Genomic DNA, 18,698 nt, shown 5'->3' with positions numbered 1-18,698 from the left:
AAAGCGTAATTGGACCAAGTTCAACCGATTATGATGAAGCGTTGCTGGAGGTTGATTTGTAAATCCAGTAAAATCCACTTATAATAAGAACATATGTTTGTTAAAATATATAATAGTTCAAAATACAGTAATACAGGATCAGAGGGGAGGAAGAGGAGTGGCTCGTACGTTATATGAACGGATAACGACCAAACAGACTTTAAACAGAGTAAAGGAGGAGAGGATGCCCTTCGATTGGTCCATCAATCCGTACCGCGGATGCGGGCATGGATGCAGCTTTTGTTATGCCCGCGCTTTTCAATCCTTTATCGGTATGGGGGCGGAAGATGAGTTTCAGCACCATATCTTTATGAAGTCGAATGCAGCCGAAGCGCTGGAGAAGCAGTTATCGAGTGCGGCTAGGAAGTTTGATTATGATATTGAAGCGATGCGCAGATCGATTGGACAGGTTACGATTGGAACGGCAACCGATCCGTATCAGCCGATCGAGGGCAAGGAGAATATTACGCGGGAGTGCCTGAAGCTGCTCGCTAAATACCGCATCTCCACGAGCATTACAACGCGTTCTCCGCTCGTGCTCAGGGATTTGGACATATTGACCCGGATGGAGAATGTGTCCGTTAACATCAGTCTCAACACGCTGAATGGGGACATCATCCGGAAGCTGGAGCCGGCATCGCCTCATCCGGAGGGCAGGCTCGATACGATTCACCGATTATCGGATGCAGGCATACGAACGGGCTTGTTTGTGGCGCCTGTGCTGCCCTTTTTGACGGATAAGGAGTCGGAACTGAAGGATCTCTTGTCGCAGGCGAAGGTAAGGGGCGTTTCTTTTGCTATGATCTCGTTACTGAGACTCTCGCGTGACGTGAAGAAATGGTATATCGAAACACTTAAACACCAGTTTCCCGAAGTGGTTCAGCCTTACCGCGAGTTATATGGACAGGGCGCATATGCCGAAGAGCATTACGTACGTTCCTTCAAATCGATGGCAGCCAGGCTGCTGAACGAATATGAGCTGAATGGACTGACCACGGGGGCATCTGCTGCTGTAGTGAGCGAATCCGGGACGATCGCAAGCGGGACTTCTCAAGAGAACGGGACACAGGAAGGCGCTCGCGATCATCTTCGTTCAGTCCGGGACCTGGCTGCTCCTGCACAGCCAAGGAAACTGCCTCAACCGGCAGCGCCAGTCTCCGGCAAGGAGCTTATGCCGGATATTGAGCAGTTATCCTTTCCTTTTTGACGATCCCTTTCCTTGGGGTTTCAGATGTCGGATGACGTTCTCTATCGGTTGGGGAGGCAGGCTCTGAAGCAGGTCGCCCTTCTCTCTTAGCCGTTCTTCAATGTTCAGCAGATGAAATTCCGTGGGAGAAACATCCTGACGGACCTCGTCCCAAGTGAGCGGCGTGGAGACGGTCCCAAGCCGCCGGGCCCGCGGGGTATATGGAGCGGCGAGTGTCCTTCCGCTGTAATGCTGAAGATAATCGAAGTAGATCTTATCGCCGCGATTTTTTTTAAGCCGTTCGATGGTGAACAGCTTAGGGAACTTCTCGGTTACATATTGCCCCACGAATTGGCCGACCGTACGAAGTTCATCGAACGTAATGCCTTCCGGAATCGGAACGATGATCTGCACCCCGGTAGCGCCTGAGGTTTTTGGGACGGAGGACAGGCCCAAGGAGCTCAGCACGTCCCCTACAATCGCCGTCGCCTCCATGATCCGGGGCTCTTCCGGCAGCGTAGGATCCAGATCAATCATCCATTCGCAGGGCAGAGTGCTGCCTGCCAGATGCAGGGAAGGGTGAAACTCAAGCGCAGCCAGGTTCCCCAGCCAGAGCAGCTCCGGCAGTCCGTTCAACAGCACGTAGTTAATATTTTCGTGGACATAGGTCTGAACAAAAGGCGGCAGCGGCTCCGGCGCATTTTTCTGATAGAAGGATTCGCCTTCGGCCCCGTGCGGATACCGGATGGTCGTGAGCAGCCTTCCCCGGCAGTATCGGAGCAGGAACGGGGAGATGGCCGCAAGCTTTTGCAGATACATCGCTTTGGTAATGCCGACTTCCGGCCATAGCGGTTTGTCGGGATTCGTAATTTGAATTTCCTGTCCCTCGATCGTCAGGGTGCCTTTGACGGTACGAGCCATATCGTTTACACCCCCTCAATCGATACGAGTTTGGGATGGCGCATCATGCCATCCTGACTCCATTCGAGAAATGTGACCTGAACCGAAAGCGGCTGGCTAAGCCAGGCCAGCAGTTCTTTTTTCAGGTCGGTATGAAGCGTATTCCATATCGCGTCAGCATGATGGCTTTCGGCATATTGCAGCAGCCTCTTCTTCGTCTGCTCATTAAGCCCCAGGGAAGCCCGGCCGATATAGTTGCCGTCGTCATCGGCAATGACGAGGCTGGCCACACGGCCTTCCCTGATAATCATGGCGACGGCGGTGGCTGTCAAGTTTACGGCAATCTTTTTCTTGTACCAATCCCGATGTTTCTTGCCTTCACGATAAGGAGAGGAGAGGCGCTTCATCACAATGCCCTCCCATCCCCGTTCTTCGGCCCAACTCCATAAATGCTCGCCTTCAAGAAACAGATCCGCGGTCAGGAGGCCCGGCGTGTCGGAAACGATCTCCTTCAGGCGGTGGTGTCGTTCAAGATATGGCAGCTTGCGCATGTCTTGGTCGCCGTCCACCAGAATGTCAAAGAGAACATAAGTAAACAGAGGAGCGTTCGTGCTGACCGCACGCGAACGCTCCCGCTGAAGAACTTTCTGAAACACGGGACGACCAAGCTCCGGATGAAAATAGACAACCTCGCCATCCAAAAGAAGGCGCCGTTCTTGCAATCCGGATAATGCCTGAACGACTTCGGGATACAGAGAGGTTTTATCGAGCAGCTTGCGGGAGTATAGCGATATACGGTTCTGGTCAAGTCCGGCCAGAATGCGCACGCCGTCCCATTTCAGCTGATAACCCCAATCCTCACCCGTCGTGATCTGATCCGTTGAGATCGGTGCCATCGGCTCTTTGGGCAGCAGATTCTGCAATTGTCCCATACGGATCAGGATGTCGATTCGGATTTCTTGGATTTGGTTGTCCGGCGCTTCGGCTTCGGTGCGTCGAGCTCGCCTTCCCCGCCACTGACCTTGGCAGCCGGTTCTTTGGCAGCCGTCTTCCGGGTTGTTTTACGCGGCTTCGGTTTGGTGCCCGGATCCGTTCCGATCGGCTTTACGGCCTCGATGCTGGCCTGAAGAGCAGCCATCAGATCGACAACGTTGGTCTCCTGACGGGCAGGGGCAATCTTGATCTCTTCGCCGGATACTTTGGCGTTGATCAGATCCAGCAGACGTTCGCGATAATCATCCGTATACTTCTCAGGGTCAAAGGGAGTCGACAGCTGGTCAATCAGCAGTTTGGCCATATCGAGTTCCTTGGAGTTGACCTCGGTTCTTTCAGGCAAATTCGGGACCTGGGAGATCGGCCGGATCTCATCCGGGTAGAAAATCGTCTCGATCGACAAGCATTCATCGAGCACCCGGATCGCGGCCAGACTGCTCTTCGAGCGAATGGCGATTTTGGCGATGCCGATTTTGCCGGACTGCTTCATCGCTTCCAGCAGGAGTCGATATGCGTTTGCGCCTGCCTGATCCGGCGAGAGGTAGTACGTCTTTTGAAAATAAATCGGGTCAATTTCGGTCAGATCCACAAAGTCCAGAATGGTAATGTTTTTGCTGTTCTGCTCCGCCAGCTGCTCCAATTCTTCTTTTTCGAACAGCACGAATTTCCCCTTCTCATACTCGTACCCCTTCGTAATTTCCTCCCAGGCAACTTCCTCTTCGCATACCGGACATTTGCGGATGTAAGAGAGCGGGCTGCCGCACTCCTTGTGAATGTACCGCATCGAAATATCCTTATCTTCCGTAGCCGAGAACATCTTGACGGGCACGTGCACCAGACCAAAGCTGATCGCGCCCTTCCATACCGTATGCATTCTATGAAACCTCCTATCAAATTCTAATATGTTTGGGTATGACCGTGTAGTAAACGTAATAAACGACTGCTATAAATTTTTGTACTACCTCTATCAGTGTGCCCAAAAAAAGACTCTAGTATGAGTTATAGCTCGAGATTGCATAATTAGAACCGGTTTGTGGCATATTGACGATGAACTCTGCCTGTATAAGGAGGTATTTTTCGTCATGATGGAGCCTAGAGAAACCGAAACGTCGGAGGAGATACAGAAGGACAGGGCCTCGGATCATTCCGCTGCAGAAGCGGTGAACGGGGACATGGTGGATTGGAACAGCCTGACCTCGGAAGAGAGCGAGATCTCTCGGGAATCTACGATGTTTGATATTGACCGGATGATCAATGAAGGCCTTGGCGGAGGCAATGTCACTGTGGATAATGGGCTGATCGGCCCTTCCACAACCGATACGATGGACGTCGTGGACGAATCGCCAAGAAATATGGAGAAGGAGGATTAAACGTATGGAGATACAGCGCGCCGTGGAAATTTTCAATTCCAAGGATACTTACAAAGTCAACCTGGAAGGGGAGTCGGTTTGGATCGAGCATGTGGATCAGCAGAAGGGGATGGCCACCGTCCAGGTTGGCTCCCGTCCGACCAATACGCTGACCGTGAACGTTGACCGGCTGAAAGAAGGCGAATAGCTTCTTAACGAGGAGGGGCTCTTGGCTTCCGTCTAAGCGTTTAATAAACACGAAAAAAACACACCTTGCTCGGGGCTCCGAAACGTTGGAACCCGGATAAGGTGTGTTTGCGTTGATTGTGGTTTAACTATAATGCTTAATCTTTGACTACGTAGTGCCAGTGTTTGCAACCCGGTTTGATGTTTCTTTTCTCATCTCAGTTATGAAGGCGAAACTCATGTTCTTGCAGCCGGTTGGGAGGACCGATATAATGAAGATCAAGTATTTTGAGATATGGGCAAACTAAGTAAAGGGTGGGTTATCAGTGAACAATGGCCGTACGGAGGGCCGGTTTCGAATGATTTCAAGCAGTCTGGAGGAGACGGAGCAGCTTGCTGCTTGGCTGGCCATGAGGGCGGAGCCAGGAACTGTCATCGGCTTGGACGGGGATCTTGGAGCAGGGAAAACGGCATTTTCCAAACAATTTGCACAGCACCTTGGTGTGAACGGGGTTGTGAATAGCCCGACATTTACAATTATTAAAGAATATGAGGGGCGTCTGCCGCTCTACCATATGGATGTGTACCGTTTGTCGATTGATGAAGCGGATGAGCTCGGGCTAGACGAGTATTTTTTTGGCGAAGGGGTTTGTCTCGTAGAGTGGAGCAGCTTGATCACCGAGCTTTTGCCTGAGCGGTATCTGCATATCCAGCTTGAAACGACAGGCGAAACTCACCGGATTATCACACTTTCAAGCCAGGGCGAGCCCTATGGCGAGTGGTGCCGGGATTTGAATGAAAAATGGGGTAGCTGGAATGAACAACAATGACACGAAGCCGCAGCAGCGGTTTTTGGCGCTGGATACGTCTACGGCATCGCTGGCGGTATCCGTGATGGAGCAGGACAAGCTGCTGTCGGAAGTTAACACGAATGCGGACCGCAACCACTCGGTGCATCTGCACCCGGTTATGGCGCAGGCGCTTGCGGAAGCAGGCCTAGGCATGGACCAGATGGACGGTATTGCCGTAGGTGTAGGTCCGGGTTCATATACCGGAATTCGGATTGCGGTAACGGCTGCCAAAACATTGGCATGGGCTAATCACATCCCGGTTGTCGGGGTATCCAGCCTGCATGCCTTGGCATGGGGGGGCTTGAAGTCTGGATGGCATCAAGCCGAGCCAAAGAAGGGAGTCCACTGGGTCATTCCGCTGCTGGATGCAAGACGGGGACAAGTGTACACGGCATTATTCGCTGCCGATTCAGAGAGCCAAGGGGATGCGCCGATACGTATGGAAGCAGACGGTATTCGCCTGATGCAAACCTGGGTGGAAACCATAAAGGAACGTATCAGCAAGCTGCCTGAAGAGGAGCGCCCTGTTTGCATTTGGTTTATTGGGGAAGTGGAGCTTCATGCCGAAACCGCCCGCGGGCTTGAGCCGTGGTTTAGAGACCGGCTGCATATTCATCCGTACTCGCTTGAAGGCCGCTGGATGGGGTACTTGGGAGCAGCCAGATTGCTCGCGGGGGAAGCGGATGATGTGCATACACTAATACCCAACTATACACAGCTTTCCGAAGCGGAAGCGAACCTGCTGCGTAAGCGGTGAAGGGAGCGTAGGATTCGTCATGGATCAGCAGAAGAAGCCGGTAGATGGTGAAGAGGGTTTGTCCTTTCGGTTGATGACCCTGGAGGATATTCCGGAGGTTCTCGTGGTGGAGCACGAAGCGTTCACCGTGCCCTGGACCGAGGAAGCTTTTCACAATGAGCTGAAACTGAATCATTTTGCACGTTATATGATTATGGAGTATGAAGGCAAGACGGTTGGGTATGCAGGCATGTGGACGATCGTTGATGAAGCACATGTTACGAATATTGCGCTGCTGGAGCAGTACCGCGGACGCAAGTGGGGCGACCGGCTGCTTACGGAATTGATGAAGACCGCCGCCTATATGGGAATGGAGAAAATGACGCTGGAGGTTCGGGTATCCAATCACGTTGCCCAGCGCTTATATATCAAAAAAGGGTTTAAACCAGCCGGAGTCCGGAAGGGGTATTATTCCGATAACCAGGAAGACGCACTCATCATGTGGGCAGATCTGCCCCCTTATCGAGAGGACGATGGCGAGGAAGGAAGTCAAAGGCTATCATGAATGAAGAAAGAGTAGATCGGCAGGAGAGCTGCATATTGGCGATAGAAACGAGCTGCGATGAAACCTCGGTTGCCGTTGTAAAGGATGGCTGCGAGGTTATGTCCAGTGTCATTGCCAGCCAGATTGAAACGCATAAAGCTTTTGGCGGGGTTGTGCCTGAAGTGGCTTCCCGCAAGCATGTGGAGAGTATCACGCTAATTATTGAACAGGCCGTAGCTGAGGCTGGTATTGAAATGAAGGATTTGTCGGCGATCGCTGTAACGCAGGGGCCCGGTTTGGTTGGAGCGCTTCTCGTTGGCGTCATGGCTGCTAAAAGCCTGGCCTTTGCGCTTGGCAAGCCGCTGATCGGCACGCATCATATTGCGGGGCATATCTATGCCAACCGCTTTGTGGGCGATATCTCTTACCCTTGCATGGCGCTGGTTGTTTCCGGCGGCCACACCGAGCTGGTCTACATGAAAGACGAAGGCAGCTTTGAGCTGATCGGCAGGACGCGGGATGATGCGGTTGGCGAAGCGTACGACAAAGTGGCCAGGGCGCTTGGCTTCCCGTATCCCGGGGGTCCGCATGTCGACCGTATGGCATTGGAGGCTGAAGAGGTTGTGGAGCTTCCCCGCGTATGGCTGGAGCCGGATTCCTACGACTTCAGCTTCAGCGGTCTGAAATCGGCTGTATTAAATGTCGTCAATCAGAGCAAAATGCGTGGAGAGGAAGTCCGGGCGGAAGCGATAGCCCGGGGTTTCCAGGAATCCGTGGTCGAAGTGCTCGTGGAAAAGGCGGTTCGTGCGGTCAGGTCATATGATGCCAAGCAGCTGCTGCTGTGCGGTGGCGTTGCCGCCAATCGCGGGCTCCGTAAAGTTTTGGCTGAACGTTGCGAGCAGGAAGGGATTCCGCTAACCATTCCGCCATTTCAGTATTGCACCGATAACGGAGCGATGATTGCCGCCGCGGCCCATTTGAAATGGAAGCAGGGGAGTTTTACGCCGCTCGATATGAAGGCGGACCCGCAAATGTCGCTGGAACTTTGGGCGGAACCATTAAGCTAAAGCGTCTTGACACGTCTCTATATAGGACGTATAATCATGATCAAATTCCAGAATATTGAAACGCGAAGAACAGGACCAGTAAGGTGAACCTTGGATGAAGAGAGCTGCGGGACGGTGCAACGCAGACGAGAGGGACCTGAACTCACCTGGGAGCGGAGCAGGGGAACCTTGCGCAATGAAATGCCGATCAGGCATGGATTGAAATTGCGGAGTTTGACCTTGTTACGGGATGGCCTCCGTGAGAATGGCTGCGCACAAATCATTTGTGATTTGGCGATGGAGGGGGCTTTAAGGTCCGGGAGACAGCAGTATGAACCCGGGAGCTTAGAGTCAACAAGAGTGGTACCGCGATAGGATAGCCTGTCGTCTCTTGAATAAGAGACGGCAGGCTTTTTTGCATTCTTATTAGGCAGCTAATGATTTGATCAAGCAGCAGGCATATAACAACGAAACGGTGCAAAAGAGGCAGGATACCCGGTGAAGGGAGCCGGATATCATGAGGTTTTTGCATAACAGCATATCGTGTAAACGCGATGAACGGGAGCAGTAAAAGGGAGCCGTCTACAGAGAGCTGCGGGTATAGTGTGACGCAGCGGCAGCAACCTTCGAATCTCGCCCGGGAGCGGAAGAGGGGAACATCTTGCATCGGCTGGTTTGGTCCATGGATCGGCTGCCAAGAATGCAGGCTTTATCCTCTTACGGCGTTTCCTCCGTCATCAGGATGTCCATCTCTTCATGTCCGGCCGGTATGAAGAGATCATGGACGTGAGCGGACGCGGACGTGTTGCGGCAGAACAGCTGCGAGCGAGGCGCGTCAATTAGAGTGGTACCACGGAGGGTTCTAAGCCCGTCGTCTCTTATATGAAGAGATGGCGGGCTTTTTTTGCTGCCGACAGCAGCAGGGTGGGATGCGGACGCAAGTCGACGTGCGGACGTAAAGCGAACATATCGAGCAGGTGGGACAACAAGCCCGTAGAAAATCGGGTCATACCCTAACCAAGGAGGAGTATACAAAAATGAGTGAATCCATGAGAACCATCCAAATATTCGATACCACATTGCGGGACGGGGAACAGGCGCCGGGAGCAAGCCTGCAGCCTGAACAGAAGATTGCACTCGCCGGAAAGCTGGCGGAGCTGGGCGTTGACGTCATGGAGCCCGGATTTCCGGTGTCCAGTCCCGGGGAGTTTGCCGCAGTGCAGGCTATCTCAAGACAGCTGCAGCAGGTGGAAATATGCGGATTCGCGCGTGCTGTAAAAGGGGATATTGATGCTGCCGTTAAGGCCACCCAGGACGCGGCCAGAAGGCGAATCCATCTGTTTATTTCGTCTTCCGACATCCATCTTCGCCACCAGCTGCGCATGAGCCGTCCGGATGTGGTGGCAAGGGCACGTGAGATGACCGCTTATGCGAAGCAGTTCAGCGACGTGGTGGAATTTACGGCGATGGATGCCTCGCGTACCGGTATTGACGACTTAATTGAGATGGTGGAGGCCGTCATTGAAGAGGGCGCAACGATTATCAATCTGCCCGATACGGTTGGATATGCACTTCCGAATGAATACGGCGAGATGTTCCGACGCGTGCGGGAAGGTGCCCGTGGCGGAAAGACGGTCGCCTACAGCGCTCACTGCCACAATGATCTCGGTCTGGCTGTGGCCAACAGCCTGGCCGCTATTGAGAACGGCGCCAGCCAAATCGAGGTTACCGTGAATGGGGTTGGCGAGCGTACAGGCAACTGCGCACTGGAGGAGCTGGTCATGGCTTTATCTACCCGGGGCGACATGCTGCGGGCAGAGACCGGAATTACGGCCGAGAAGCTGTATGAAGTATCCCGTCTCGTAAGCGGTGCGATGCATTTTCCAATTGCCTTCAATAAGCCTGTGGTCGGCCGAAACGCCTTCCAGCATGAATCCGGCATCCACCAGGACGGTCTGTTGAAGGATCGAAGCACTTACGAGATTATGGACCCGGAAAAGCTGGGCATCCCGCGGAGCATGATCGTGCTGGGCAAGCATTCCGGTCGTCATGCGCTGAAGGATCGTCTTGCCAGGTACAGTGTTCAGCTCGATGGAGCCGAGATGGAGTCCTTGTACAACATCTTCAAGGAGACGGCTGACCGTCAGAAGGTGGTCAGCGATGATCAGCTGCTGCAGATGGTGAGCAGCACTTTGGGCAAGCCGGCACAGGTATATGAGCTGGCCGAGGCGCAGGTCATTTCCGGCACGGGAAGCAGCCGGGTTGCGGCCGTCACGCTGCGCCATTTGAGCGAGCAAATGGAAGCCACCTACTCCAGCGTGGCGGACGGTCCTGTGCAAGCCGTTATTTCGGCGATCAGCCAAGGAATCAGCAGCGACATCCGCTTTGGTGATCTGGAGCTTCACTCATTAAGCAGCGGCGAAGATGCGCATGCCGAAGCAGCGGTCACGGTGGAGAAGGCCGGCAAGTTCTTCCGCGGCACGGCCGTGCACCAGGACATCGTCATGGCGGCAGGTCTGGCTTATGTTGCTGCATGCAACTCGGCGTTGATGTCGGTTTAGGCAGGGAGGTTGATTAGGGAACCTTAGAGTCTCCCCTTGTATTTACTTAGCATTGGAATAAGCGACCTTCCGAACCGGATTGAGGAGGGTCGCTTTTTTCAAAATTAAGCTCAATATAACTTGCAAATAACAAGAGGTAAGTCTATATAGAGGCCTATTATATAAGACATATAATTCTGTCAAGTTGTGAACAACGTTATCCACATATTCGCCGAAAAATGTGCATAAGCGAGAAAAATGTCGATAAATCGGTCTTTTGCAAGACGCTGAAAAGAGGGGACAGGATTTTCAAATTTACCGGTGGAAACTGTGGATAATGTGAATAACTTAGTGGATAAAGCTGGATATAGGACCAAGGATGCGCGTATAACAACAAAAAAATGGCCGTTTCGGCCATTTTCATGGTAAACTTATGCACCGTTATTGGGGATAAGTTTGTGTATAAGTGCAAAACTCCATTTGAAACACTTTTGTGAATTTTTTTAATCTTCCAGCAATGACTCCCATTCGGCAAAAATTTGCTCAAGCTGACTCTTTTTCTCCTCTAACGACTGCTGCCGCTCTTGGAGTGCCATATAATCCTGATAGATCTCCGGCAATGTCATCTCGGTTTCCAATTGAGTAATGTCCGATTCCAGGGCGTGAATTTGCTCCTCCAGGCTTGCAAGTCTGCGCTGACGGTTTCGCTCCTCCCGCTTTGCTTGCTTCTCGGCTTCAAAGGAAACGGCTCCCTGTTTCTCGACGGCAGCTTCAGCTTTCCCTTCCTGTTTCAGGGTGTGACGAGCAAACGGCTCGGAAGGTTCGTCATTCATATCGAGAATTTCCTGCTTTTTCTCCGTATAGTCGTCATAATTACCCAGGAAATGTTGAATGCCGTCCGGATGAAGCTCGATGATGCGCTCGGCCATTTTGTTAAGGAAGTAACGGTCATGGGATATGAACAATAAAGTGCCTTCGTAATCCATGAGTGCCGATTCCAGAACCTCTTTTGCAAATAAGTCCAAATGGTTCGTAGGCTCGTCCAAGATGAGCATGTTGGCTTCCAGGAGCATCAGCTTGGCAAGCGAGACGCGTGCCTTTTCCCCGCCGCTTAAGGAACTGATCTTCTTGAGCACATCTTCACCGCTGAAGAGGAAGTTGCCCAGAACGGTGCGGATACGGGCTTCCTCCATATGCGGATAGGTGCCCCATAGCTCTTCCAGAACGGTATTGCTCGGATTCAGCTCGGATTGCTCTTGATCGTAGTAGCCGATCTTCACTTTTGTCCCCCATTGAAGCGATCCTGCCGTTGGTTTCAATGTACCGATCAAGCATTTCAGGAGCGTCGATTTGCCAACCCCGTTGGGGCCGATCAAAGCTACGGTTTCTCCGCGGCTGAGATCAAAGGAAACCTGTCGGAACAGAGGCTTGTCCTGCTCGAACGCAAGTGCCAGGTCCCGCACATGAAGGACGTCTTTACCCGACATATACTCGGCTTCGAAAGAAAAATGAGCTTTTTTCAAATCACCCAGCGGTCTGTCGAGCCGTTCCATTTTATCCAGCGCTTTGCGGCGGCTCTGCGCGCGCTTGGTCGTAGAAGCCCGGACCAGATTTCGCTGAATGAAGGTCTCCATGCGGGAGATTTCATCCTGCTGCTTCTCGTATTGCTTCAGCTGGGATTCGTATTCCGCTGCCTTCAGTTCAATATACCGACTGTAGTTGCCCGTATATTTTTTGGAATGACGGCGTTCGATCTCCACAATGGTCGTCACGAGACGATCCAGGAAATAGCGGTCATGGGATACGACAAGCAACGAGCCGGAATATCCGCGCAAATAATCCTCCAGCCAGGTGAGGGTGGCGATATCCAGATGGTTTGTCGGTTCGTCCAGCATGAGCAGATCGGGTGCCTGCAGCAATATTTTTGCAAGGGCCAGCCTTGTCTTCTGCCCGCCGCTTAATGTGGCAATGGACGTATCCGGCGAAAAACTGCCGAATCCCATGCCGTGCAGCACGCTGCGGATGCGTGTTTCGATCTCATAACCGCCTTGATCCTTGAACCAGTCCGAACGGATCGCATAACGATCCAGAAGCTCCTGGTATTTTTTCGGATCCTCGCTCGACTTCGGGTCGGCAATTTGTTCCTCCATCTGACGCAGCTCGCGCTCCATCTCCAGAAGGGGAGTGAAGACATCCAGCATTTCGTTCCATATCGACGAATCGGACTGAAGCCCGCTGTTCTGGGCAAGATAACCGACGGTGGTTTCCTTAGCCTTGAAGATTTGTCCGCCATCATAAGACATCTCACCGGCCAATATTTTGAGCAGCGTCGATTTCCCGGCTCCATTGACTCCGACAAGGCCGATTCTTTCGCGTTCAAGCACCTGCAGATTGATCCCGTCAAGCACGGGCGTAACTCCGTATAATTTCGTAATGCCATTGGCTTGCAGCAGCATGTTATGTGAAACCTCCATCATTCTATATGTTTGTACCATTAATTCTTCATTATAAGAAAAACCTTTACCGACGTACACTCTCAGAAGACAGACCGCATATAGCGGAAGTTTTTCTTGCGAGATAAGGAGGGGAACCTCTGATGTATATACATTCTTATCTCTTAAGAAAAACGTATACCGACGTACATTCTCAGAAGACAGACCGTTTTTAGAAGCTATTTTTCTTGCGATATCAGGATGGTCATGCTTTGAAGTCTATACGTTCTGATATCTTAAATTAAGTGTACATGAAAATGACCGAACAATCGACCATGATTGGCGACTTCCGGCATTCTTGGCTAAAGGAAGGAACAGTGGTAAACTAAACTTAATTATAAGCGTGAGAGGAAAGATCACGTGTTGAACCCTGAGGAAGATTTGAAGCGGGTATCCGCAAAAGCTGCCCTGCGCAAGGCGATGGCATTGCGTAGGGATGAATTATCTGAGGATGAGCGGGCAAAGCGGTCGCAGCAAGCCTGCGAGTTTGCTTCGGAGGTCATGAATCGGTTTCAACTTCAGAGCATGATGATTTATGTCCCCTTTCGCTCCGAACTGGATTCCCGGCCGCTTGTTGAATGGGCATGGAAGCAGGGGATTCAGGTTATCGTCCCGCGGAGTTTGCCCCAAGACCGTTCGATGGAGTTGTATAAGCTTCAGGCATGGAACGAGCTGATTCCCGGAGCCTACGGCATTCCGGAACCAGATCCGTTGCGGTCGGAGAAATGGAATCATCCTGGACCTGATATCATCTGGGTGCCGGGGCTTGCGTTTGACAGAAAGGGCGGAAGGCTTGGGTACGGAGGCGGTTATTATGACCGGCTGTCGGACAGGCTTAGTCAGAGAGCACAAGACAACCCTCGTCAGATCGTGAAGCCCTTGTGGGTGGGAATCGGTTACGAGATTCAGGTCTTGGAGCATGTTCCTATGGAAGAACATGATAGGGTATTGGACGGTTTGGTTACGGAACTGGGACATACCGTGAAGGCCGGAACTGCAGCGGAGGGATAAGAGATGGAATTGAGTCATTTTAATGGCCAAGGCAGAGCACGCATGGTGGATGTTAGTGATAAAGATGTAACGGCCCGGACAGCGGTAGCGAAGACAACGGTCCGTATGCATCCGGATACGCTGATTCGCATCCAGGAGGGGAAGATCGGCAAGGGAGATGTGCTCGCCGTAGCACAGGTTGCGGCCATTATGGCTGCCAAGAATACGTCGAACTGGATCCCGATGTGTCATCCGCTGCCGTTGACTGGCGTGAATGTGGAGTTCAGCGATAATGCTAGAGATGAGTTATATATAGAAACGACTGTGAAGACCACAGGCAAAACCGGCGTTGAAATGGAAGCCTTGACCGCAGCTTCCGCTGCTGCGCTGACGGTCTATGACATGTGCAAAGCCTTGCAAAAGGACATGGTCATCGGCCCTACCTACCTGGCAAGCAAAACCGGTGGGAAGAGCGGGGATTACATACAAGAACAACATAGCATTGAATAGAGACAGGAGATTCGGACGAGTGGGAAGGAGAGAGGGCAGATGGTGTGGAAAACGGCGATCCTAACGGCGAGCGATAAAGGTTCGCGGGGGGAACGCGAGGATACGAGCGCTCAAGTGATCCGGGAATTGGTGGAGGAAGAGCTGAGCGGAGAAATTATTGAATACCGGATCGTACCGGACGAGCCGGATGAAATTATCGCGGCATTGATCGAACTGACGGATTATTATCAAGTGGATCTCGTACTCACGACGGGCGGAACGGAGCTGGCGGTCCGGGATGTTACCCCGGAGGCAACCAAGCGGGTCATCGAACGCGAAGTGCCCGGCATTGTGGAAGCGATGCGCGCTACCGTCATGCAGAAGAATCGGAGCGCGATGCTGTTTCGGGGCGTATGCGGCGTCCGCGGCCGCACCTTGATTGTCAACCTGCCGGGCTCGCCAAAAGGCGTGCACGAGAATCTGGCGGCGGTCATGGATCAGCTTCCGGAGGCACTGCTGATGGTAACGGGCCAGTATCGCGAGCAGCTCTAAGTGATATCCTATTAGATAATTATGTAAATAATCTGTCACGTTTCTAGACTGTATATGTGATTTACATTATGGTATGATGGCGATATATGAGCTTGTTTCAACTGCTGTAGTCGGATTATGGTCATTAGTTAACACCTGTTGTAGTGCAAGGCATGACGGATTTAGATCATCCTGAAGTCCTTTTGAAGGCATTGAGCAGGACGAGGAGGAGAATAGATATGAGTACAATTGGAGTGCCGGGTATTATTTTACTCGTCATTTTGGCGCTGCTCTTGTTCGGACCGAACAAGCTTCCTGAACTGGGACGCGCGGTCGGAAGAACATTCCGGGAGTTTAAGGACGGTGCCCGCGAGATTATTGCTGACGATGCGCCGGCGAAGAAGAAAGAAGAGGCTCCCCAGCAAGTCGTTGCTGCTGAACCAACCAAGGTTGAAGACAAGCGTCTTCCGGAATAATGCAAGGTTTGAAGTCCCTTCCTTCGGGAGGGATTTTGTTTTGTTAGGGTCACATATAGGGTGGTGGTTAACATGTCGGAGCAAGTGAAAGATATGGCGCTTGTGGAGCATTTGGGCGAGCTTCGCAAACGAATTATAATCGTGCTCGTGGTATTCGTAGCAGGACTGATCGGGGGGCTGTTTGTTGCGGACCCGATCTATCACTATTTGACGGCAGCCGAAGAAGCAAAGAACTTTGAACTGCATGCCTTCTCCTTCTGGGATGGTATCGGGATCTACATGAAAATCGCTGCCATTTTCTCACTCGTCATTTCCGTTCCGCTGATCTTCTATCAGTTGTGGGCGTTCGTCAAGCCGGGACTTCGCAAAGAAGAGCAGAAAGCGGCCATTCGTTATGTGCCGTATGCATTTCTTCTGTTCCTCGTGGGGATTGCATTCGGATACTACATCGTGTTTCCGATGACACTGTCGTTCACGACGGCGATTACGCAGGGCATGGGGCTCCAGGAAACCTATGGGATTACCAATTACTTGAATTTTATGTTCAATCTCGTATTGCCGCTGGCTTTGCTGTTTGAGCTGCCGCTTGTGGTGATGTTCTTAACGAGAATTCGCATTCTGAACCCGCTGCGGCTTCGTAAGATGCGCAAAGTGGCTTATTTCGCGCTTGTATTCATTGCGGTTGTCATTACGCCGCCGGACTTCATATCGGATTTCCTGGTCACGATTCCGCTGCTGCTTCTCTACGAATTCAGCGTGTTCCTGTCTTCCGTGATCTACCGCAAGCAATTAGAGGCGGATATGGAACGGGACAGCCGGTACGTACGGGTAAACGAAGAGGATTAACAGAGATTATAATCGTTTTGCAAAATAGGATCGCATGAGAATAAGAACAACCCGCATAACCTCACTCCACGGAGTATGGTTTGCGGGTTGTTTTTTTGTTCAAGGATCGAATGGGTAGAAATCAACTTCATCATTGCATCTGTTCTCGGTCTTCATGGGAAACATTTCATAACGTCTTAACCTTCATCTTGAGCATATCTTGCCAGAGCCAGCGCTGCGGTTTCTTGCATCCGGGCCTGCAGCGTGCTTCCTTCCACGACTTTCACCCGCAGTCCGAGAAAGCGAATGCGGGAGAGCAGAAAGTCGCACTCATCCTCCAAATAACAGACCTTAATGCGGTAGGTGTCGGACTTTTCATCATAATGCACGGTTTTGTCAAAACAGGAGAAGGCGTACAGGATCCGTGACAATTCCGCATGGTATCGTCGATGGATTTCAATGAGGGCTTGCTTCTCCCGATTTTCCATCAGCTTCTGCAGCCGTTCCTTAATGCGGTTGATTCGAAAAGACGGGAGTGATGTCCCTTGGATATATAGAATATAGTCGAGCTTCGTATACATAAGCCCTCTACGGTTCTTGCTGTACCAGATCAGCATCCATTCCCGTTTGATCATGGAATACTCTAATTTGTACGGGAAGCCGGACTGATTGCTGCGCGTTTCTCCAAGCTTTGTGCGGTAGCTTAAGCGAAAGCCTTGATCCTGCATGATCATTCTTCGCAGTGTTCGAAGATGGGGATGGTATACGCTTCGTTCTTGTCCCTTGGCCTTCTCCAGGATAATCTCCTTCATCTCGGCACCGCTATGCTCCGTGTGAAGGATTTGTTCGAGTCGCTTCAAGGTTTCAGGTGTAAAGGCGTTGGCTGCCTCAGGGTGCACCAGCATCATCTTGAGCCATCCCCGTTCTTGTGCCGTTATGGCAATCGAGTCGGTTTCCTCAAGCCGCGTCATAATCTGATATATGGAACCGCATAAAGGAAGGATATTATAACAACTTTTTGTTATCGCCATACTTTCGCCCTGTTGAAATAGGAACGCTTGGAAGACAATAAGAATATCGGAAATCACATGGCACATACAGAAGGAGAGATTCCGGATATGAATATAACGCAGGAAATGAAATCGACGATTCAGCAAGAACTTGATCTGATTGAGCGGGAGGAAGGGGTTCTTATCCTGTATGCCTGCGAGTCAGGCAGCAGGGCCTGGGGCTTCCCGTCGACGGACAGCGATTATGATGTAAGGTTTATCTATATCAGACCCGTGGACTGGTATTTATCCATATTCGACAAGCGAGATGTGATTGAGCGGCCGATCAGCGACAGGCTGGATATGAGCGGTTGGGATTTGAAAAAAGCACTGGGGCTTTTTCGCAAGTCCAATCCGCCCCTGCTCGAGCGGTTGGAGTCCCCCATCAAGTATAAGGAGACGCTTGGCATCGCCCAGCAAATCCGCAGCATATCTCCGCTTGCCTTCTCGCCTAAATCTTGCATGCACCACTACCTGAACATGGCCAAGGGCAATTACCGGATGTATTTGCAAGGGGGAGACGTTAAGATCAAAAAGTATTTCTATGTACTGCGTCCGATCCTGGCATGCGACTGGATTCAGACCTATAACGAGATGCCTCCCATGGAAATCGAGCTGCTTACGGATCGCCTATTAGATCAGGGAAGTGCACTGAAACAGGAGATCAATCAATTGCTTCTTCGCAAACGTTCGGGTGAAGAGATGGATGTTGAACCGAAACTTCCTATTATTAACGCATTCATCGAAGAGAAATTGAACGAGTATGAGCTGCTGGCCAAGGATAAGAAGCATCAAGATACGGATCTGGATCAAAGGCTGGATGCTTTGTTTCGGAACGCACTGGTTGCAGCATGGGGAACAGGCGGACCGCAGTTATTCAAGGTTTGATGAAAGGGGAGAGTTAGTTGGTTTTCAGCCGTACAGTGTACCTTACGAATCAGGCATATTTTGGCTGGTCATGGATACAATGGAGAAGGGGGTTTAGGGACAACCCCGATCAGAGTCCCAATTGCAAAAAAATGATCAAAAAATCATGCAAAGGACTTGAAATTTTAAGACAACTTGAGTATCATAAAATTGGTTGTTAGCACTGAGGGTTGTCGAGTGCTAATACATAAAGCTTTGAAAAAAGCATCACAACATATTTAAAGGAGGCTATTTTTTCATGATCAGACCTTTAGGTGAACGCGTATTGGTAGAACCGATCGAACAAGAAGAAACTACGGCATTCGGGATTGTACTTCCTGACTCTGCTAAAGAAAAGCCGCAAGAAGGTAAAGTTATTGCTGTAGGCAGTGGCTCCCTGAAAGACGGCGCACGTGTACCTTTGGAAGTTAAAGAAGGCGACCGCGTCATTTTCTCCAAATACGCTGGAACAGAAATCAAATACGAAGGTAAAGAATATTTGATTATGAAAGAAAGCGACATCCACGCGATCTTAGGCTAATGAACGCCTGAATATATCTTTGGTTCACT

At 51.3% G+C, this 18,698-nt stretch carries 22 protein-coding genes; 16 read left to right on the top strand and 6 right to left on the bottom strand.

The features are described from left to right. Positions 1-157: 157 nt before the first annotated feature. Complete coding sequence (locus PLA01S_RS18015; RefSeq protein WP_127593410.1) at positions 158-1,246, top strand: SPL family radical SAM protein; 1,089 nt, start codon at positions 158-160, stop codon at positions 1,244-1,246. Here PLA01S_RS18015 and ligD read toward each other — a convergent pair. The 3 genes from ligD to ku are packed head-to-tail and all read right to left on the bottom strand — an operon-like array spanning position 1,229 to position 3,992. Further along, positions 1,229-2,146, bottom strand: coding sequence for a non-homologous end-joining DNA ligase (gene ligD, locus PLA01S_RS18010; RefSeq protein WP_127593409.1), 918 nt, complete (start codon positions 2,144-2,146; stop codon positions 1,229-1,231). The two genes, PLA01S_RS18015 and ligD, sit on opposite strands and share 18 nt — an antisense overlap. A 5-nt stretch (positions 2,147-2,151) precedes the next feature. After that, the gene (locus PLA01S_RS18005; RefSeq protein ID WP_127593408.1) at positions 2,152-3,057 is read right to left on the bottom strand and encodes an ATP-dependent DNA ligase; all 906 of its coding nucleotides are present in this window, start codon (positions 3,055-3,057) and stop codon (positions 2,152-2,154) included. A gap of 5 nt (positions 3,058-3,062) precedes the next feature. Further along, entirely contained in the window at positions 3,063-3,992 is a 930-nt protein-coding gene (ku, locus tag PLA01S_RS18000) for a non-homologous end joining protein Ku (RefSeq protein ID WP_127593407.1), read from the bottom strand. A 208-nt stretch (positions 3,993-4,200) separates the two neighbouring features. On the opposite strand from ku, the gene PLA01S_RS17995 reads away from it, so the two are divergent. The 7 genes from PLA01S_RS17995 (at position 4,201) to PLA01S_RS33190 (ending at position 8,673) form a co-directional block, all read left to right on the top strand. After that, positions 4,201-4,488 (top strand): hypothetical protein, encoded by a 288-nt coding sequence (locus PLA01S_RS17995; RefSeq protein WP_127593406.1) that lies wholly within the window; start codon positions 4,201-4,203, stop codon positions 4,486-4,488. Positions 4,489-4,492: 4 nt separating this feature from the next. Continuing rightward, positions 4,493-4,675: an H-type small acid-soluble spore protein gene (locus PLA01S_RS17990; RefSeq protein ID WP_127593405.1), complete on the top strand. Its 183-nt coding sequence runs from the start codon at positions 4,493-4,495 to the stop codon at positions 4,673-4,675. Between the two features lie 337 nt (positions 4,676-5,012). Beyond that, a complete protein-coding gene (tsaE, locus tag PLA01S_RS17985; protein WP_127593524.1) occupies positions 5,013-5,483 on the top strand; it encodes a tRNA (adenosine(37)-N6)-threonylcarbamoyltransferase complex ATPase subunit type 1 TsaE in 471 nt (156 codons plus the stop codon). After that, positions 5,470-6,261: a tRNA (adenosine(37)-N6)-threonylcarbamoyltransferase complex dimerization subunit type 1 TsaB gene (tsaB, locus tag PLA01S_RS17980; RefSeq protein WP_127593404.1), complete on the top strand. Its 792-nt coding sequence runs from the start codon at positions 5,470-5,472 to the stop codon at positions 6,259-6,261. Before tsaE ends, tsaB begins: the two co-directional genes overlap by 14 nt. Positions 6,262-6,280: 19 nt before the next feature. Then, positions 6,281-6,805 (top strand): ribosomal protein S18-alanine N-acetyltransferase, encoded by a 525-nt coding sequence (gene rimI, locus PLA01S_RS17975; RefSeq protein ID WP_127593403.1) that lies wholly within the window; start codon positions 6,281-6,283, stop codon positions 6,803-6,805. Next, positions 6,802-7,851 (top strand): tRNA (adenosine(37)-N6)-threonylcarbamoyltransferase complex transferase subunit TsaD, encoded by a 1,050-nt coding sequence (gene tsaD, locus PLA01S_RS17970; protein WP_127593402.1) that lies wholly within the window; start codon positions 6,802-6,804, stop codon positions 7,849-7,851. Before rimI ends, tsaD begins: the two co-directional genes overlap by 4 nt. A gap of 654 nt (positions 7,852-8,505) precedes the next feature. Further along, on the top strand, positions 8,506-8,673 hold the full coding sequence (locus tag PLA01S_RS33190; RefSeq protein ID WP_443093761.1) for a hypothetical protein: 168 nt from the start codon (positions 8,506-8,508) through the stop codon (positions 8,671-8,673). 35 nt (positions 8,674-8,708) lie between these two features. Here the strand turns inward: PLA01S_RS33190 and PLA01S_RS32840 are convergent, their stop codons facing one another. Further along, a complete protein-coding gene (locus PLA01S_RS32840; RefSeq protein WP_272868154.1) occupies positions 8,709-8,840 on the bottom strand; it encodes a hypothetical protein in 132 nt (43 codons plus the stop codon). 27 nt (positions 8,841-8,867) lie between these two features. On the opposite strand from PLA01S_RS32840, the gene PLA01S_RS17960 reads away from it, so the two are divergent. Next, the gene (locus PLA01S_RS17960; protein WP_127593400.1) at positions 8,868-10,391 is read left to right on the top strand and encodes a 2-isopropylmalate synthase; all 1,524 of its coding nucleotides are present in this window, start codon (positions 8,868-8,870) and stop codon (positions 10,389-10,391) included. Between the two features lie 482 nt (positions 10,392-10,873). On the opposite strand, the gene PLA01S_RS17955 is transcribed toward PLA01S_RS17960, so the two are convergent. Next, positions 10,874-12,826: an ABC-F family ATP-binding cassette domain-containing protein gene (locus tag PLA01S_RS17955; RefSeq protein ID WP_127593399.1), complete on the bottom strand. Its 1,953-nt coding sequence runs from the start codon at positions 12,824-12,826 to the stop codon at positions 10,874-10,876. Positions 12,827-13,222: 396 nt separating this feature from the next. Between PLA01S_RS17955 and PLA01S_RS17950 the strand changes: the two genes are divergently transcribed. The 5 genes from PLA01S_RS17950 to tatC all read left to right on the top strand — a co-directional run bounded on the left by PLA01S_RS17950 (position 13,223) and on the right by tatC (position 16,194). Further along, positions 13,223-13,873, top strand: coding sequence for a 5-formyltetrahydrofolate cyclo-ligase (locus tag PLA01S_RS17950; protein WP_246059656.1), 651 nt, complete (start codon positions 13,223-13,225; stop codon positions 13,871-13,873). A gap of 3 nt (positions 13,874-13,876) precedes the next feature. Beyond that, positions 13,877-14,362 (top strand): cyclic pyranopterin monophosphate synthase MoaC, encoded by a 486-nt coding sequence (gene moaC / locus PLA01S_RS17945; protein WP_127593398.1) that lies wholly within the window; start codon positions 13,877-13,879, stop codon positions 14,360-14,362. Positions 14,363-14,401: 39 nt separating this feature from the next. Beyond that, a complete protein-coding gene (locus PLA01S_RS17940; protein ID WP_076324712.1) occupies positions 14,402-14,893 on the top strand; it encodes a MogA/MoaB family molybdenum cofactor biosynthesis protein in 492 nt (163 codons plus the stop codon). Between the two features lie 218 nt (positions 14,894-15,111). Continuing rightward, positions 15,112-15,348, top strand: coding sequence for a twin-arginine translocase TatA/TatE family subunit (locus tag PLA01S_RS17935; RefSeq protein WP_127593397.1), 237 nt, complete (start codon positions 15,112-15,114; stop codon positions 15,346-15,348). 72 nt (positions 15,349-15,420) lie between these two features. Then, the gene (gene tatC, locus PLA01S_RS17930; RefSeq protein ID WP_127593396.1) at positions 15,421-16,194 is read left to right on the top strand and encodes a twin-arginine translocase subunit TatC; all 774 of its coding nucleotides are present in this window, start codon (positions 15,421-15,423) and stop codon (positions 16,192-16,194) included. 176 nt (positions 16,195-16,370) lie between these two features. On the opposite strand, the gene PLA01S_RS17925 is transcribed toward tatC, so the two are convergent. Further along, positions 16,371-17,144: a WYL domain-containing protein gene (locus PLA01S_RS17925; RefSeq protein ID WP_246059654.1), complete on the bottom strand. Its 774-nt coding sequence runs from the start codon at positions 17,142-17,144 to the stop codon at positions 16,371-16,373. A gap of 147 nt (positions 17,145-17,291) precedes the next feature. Between PLA01S_RS17925 and PLA01S_RS17920 the strand changes: the two genes are divergently transcribed. Together PLA01S_RS17920 and groES are read left to right on the top strand one after the other, a co-directional pair. Beyond that, positions 17,292-18,110 carry a nucleotidyltransferase domain-containing protein gene (locus PLA01S_RS17920; protein ID WP_127593394.1) on the top strand — a complete coding sequence of 273 codons (819 nt, stop codon included), beginning with the start codon at positions 17,292-17,294 and terminating at the stop codon, positions 18,108-18,110. 277 nt (positions 18,111-18,387) lie between these two features. Continuing rightward, on the top strand, positions 18,388-18,669 hold the full coding sequence (groES, locus tag PLA01S_RS17915; protein WP_006212454.1) for a co-chaperone GroES: 282 nt from the start codon (positions 18,388-18,390) through the stop codon (positions 18,667-18,669). Positions 18,670-18,698 lie beyond the last annotated feature (29 nt).

The sequence above is a fragment of the Paenibacillus lautus NBRC 15380 genome, assembly GCF_004000945.1.
In the GTDB taxonomy this organism is placed as follows: Bacteria; Bacillota; Bacilli; order Paenibacillales; family Paenibacillaceae; genus Paenibacillus_AQ; species Paenibacillus_AQ lautus.
Note: the sequence above shows the minus strand (reverse complement) of the source record. Positions and strands in the feature narration are given on the sequence as shown.